Annotated in this window: 2 protein-coding genes; both read right to left on the reverse strand. The window is 43.8% G+C overall.

From position 1 onward, the window contains the following. On the reverse strand, positions 1-729 hold a 729-nt coding region (locus PLK24_RS01795), incomplete at its 3' end, for a V-type ATP synthase subunit B (RefSeq protein ID WP_324476027.1). Then, a complete protein-coding gene (locus PLK24_RS01800) occupies positions 722-2,512 on the reverse strand; it encodes a V-type ATP synthase subunit A (protein WP_502876036.1) in 1,791 nt (596 codons plus the stop codon). The genes PLK24_RS01795 and PLK24_RS01800, both read right to left, overlap by 8 nt. Positions 2,513-2,538: the final 26 nt, after the last annotated feature.

The following is a 2,538-nucleotide window of genomic DNA, read 5'->3' on the forward strand; positions in this document are numbered from 1 at the left end:
CACTTGCATATCCATAGTAAAGGCCAGATATTCAGCAGCGGTCAGGGCCATACGGGGAGTAATGATTCGTTCGACCGCCGGGTCATTGGCTAAGTTGATAAAAAGAACTGATCGTTCGATAGCACCGGTATTACGAAGCTCTGAAATAAAATAATTCGCTTCTTCAAAGGTAATTCCTAAAGCACCAAAGACTACCGCAAAGGTTTCGGTTTCTCCCAACACTTTAGCCTGTCGAGCAATTTGAGCAGCTAAACGGGCATGAGGAAGTCCAGAACCAGAAAATATCGGTAGTTTTTGCCCTCTTACTAAGGTGTTCAGTCCATCAATGGCTGATACTCCAGTTTGGATAAAATCGATGGGATAGTCTCGAGCTACTGGATTCATTGGGTTCCCGTTGATATCTAAGCGGGCATCAGGAAAAATCTCGGGTCCGTTATCGATAGGAAAACCAGAACCATTGAAGATTCGTCCCAAGATGTCAGGAGATACCGGTAATTCCATGACTCGCCCTAAAAATTTCACCCGGGTTTGACCAATACCAATTCCTTCGGTTCCTTCAAAAACTTGAACCAGAGCTTGGTTACTGGTGGTCATGAGCACCTGACCCCGTTTACGAGAGCCGTCTTGAAGCTCAATTTCAACGATTTCCATATAACGAGCATCAGTTACCTGTTCAATGGTTAATAGGGGGCCGCTTACTTCAGATATGGTTAAATACTCTTTATACATTACTTTCAACCTCCCCCCTCATTTTGGCTTTTACTTGATCTTGAATTTCTATAATTAAATTTTCTATTTTCGATAATTCTTCTTCAGGGACAAATTTCATCCGGGCAATTCGTTCTCGAGCCGGTATAGCAAGAATTTCTTTAAGAGAATATCCCTGATCAAGAGCTTTCATACCTTCTTGGTAATAACTCAAAATCACTTTCATCATTAAGTATTGTTTTCGTAAAGTGGTAAAGGTATCGATATCTACGAATGCATTCTGTTGTAAGAAGTCTTCTCGAATAGAGCGGGTAATTTCCAAAACAAAACGCTCTTTAAATGAAAGCGACTCTACGCCAACCAGACGAACAATTTCTTCTAATTCGGCTTCCTGCTGGAGAAGGCGCAAGGCTTCACTGCGTAATTGGGCAAAATCAGGTGCGACATTTTGCTTCCAGTAGGCTTCTAAGTTTTGAACATAAATTGAATAACTTTGCAGCCAGTTGATTGAAGGGAAATGCCGTTTATAAGCCAGTTTATCTTCTAATCCCCAAAACACTTGCACCACTCGAAGGGTGTTTTGAGTGACTGGCTCGGAAAGGTCTCCACCTGGAGGTGAAACTGCTCCAATAACACTGAGCGAACCATAGCGGTCATCAGAACCTTGGCATTTCACTTTTCCAGCTCTTTCATAGAAACTGGCTATTCGGCTTCCTAAATAGGCTGGGAAACCTTCATCTCCAGGCATTTCTTCTAAACGTCCGGAAATTTCTCGCATGGCTTCTGCCCATCGGGAGGTGGAATCAGCCATCAGAGCAACGTTATAACCCATGTCTCGGTAATACTCGGCAATGGTAATACCGGTATAAACTGAAGCTTCACGGGCAGCAACCGGCATGTTCGAAGTGTTGGCGATTAGTACCGTTCTTTTCATCAAAGGTTCACCGGTATAGGGATCGATTAACTCGGGAAACTCCATCAAAACGTCGGTCATTTCGTTTCCCCGTTCTCCGCATCCAATGAATACGATGACATCGGCATTAGCCCATTTGGCCAGCTGATGCTGTACTACGGTTTTACCACTTCCGAAGGGTCCTGGGATGCAAGCAACTCCTCCCTTGGCGATGGGAAAGAAGAGGTCAATAACTCGCTGGCCAGTGATAAGAGGTTCTTCTAAAATGAGCTTACTGGCAAAGGGGCGACCAGTTCGAACCGGCCAACGCTGTAACATGGTAATCGATATTTTCTCTCCTCCATTAGTTTGGATGGTGGCAATTGGCTCGACAACCGTAAAGGATCCGGTTTTTATTTCAACTAAAGTTCCTGAAATTCCTGGAGGAATCATGACCTTATGAACAATGGTGGTGCTTTCCTGAGTTTCTCCAATAATATCACCGGCTTGGACCTGAGTACCGTTGGTAACCAGGGGTTTGAAATCCCACTTTTTATTCCGATCCAAAGCTGATGCTTCTACTCCTCGTGCGATAAAGTTTCCAGAGGATTTTAAGATGATTTCAAGAGGTCGCTGAGTTCCATCAAAAATGTTGGATATTAAACCGGGGCCAAGTTCGACACTCAAAGGTTCATGAGTCGTCTCAACCGGTTCTCCGGGTTGTAGGCCAGCGGTTTCTTCGTAAACCTGAATAGTAACTTCTTGATTGTGGATCCCGATAATTTCACCGACCAATTTCTTGGCTCCAACTTTAACCATATCATACATTTTGGCATCGGAAAGATTTTGAGCAATGACTACCGGGCCATTTACGCTCAGTATAAATCCATTGGTTTCTTTTTGCACGTTCATCATTCCTCTCCCTGAAGCATAATATT

The sequence above is a fragment of the Atribacter sp. genome, from assembly GCF_035418125.1.
GTDB classification, from domain to species: Bacteria; Atribacterota; Atribacteria; order Atribacterales; family Atribacteraceae; genus Atribacter; species Atribacter allofermentans.

Bases quoted from the DNA above. Each gene is read 5' to 3' on its own strand.
- PLK24_RS01800 (WP_502876036.1), bottom strand. From the start codon at position 2,512: ATGAACGTGCAAAAAGAAACCAATGGATTTATACTGAGCGTAAATGGC.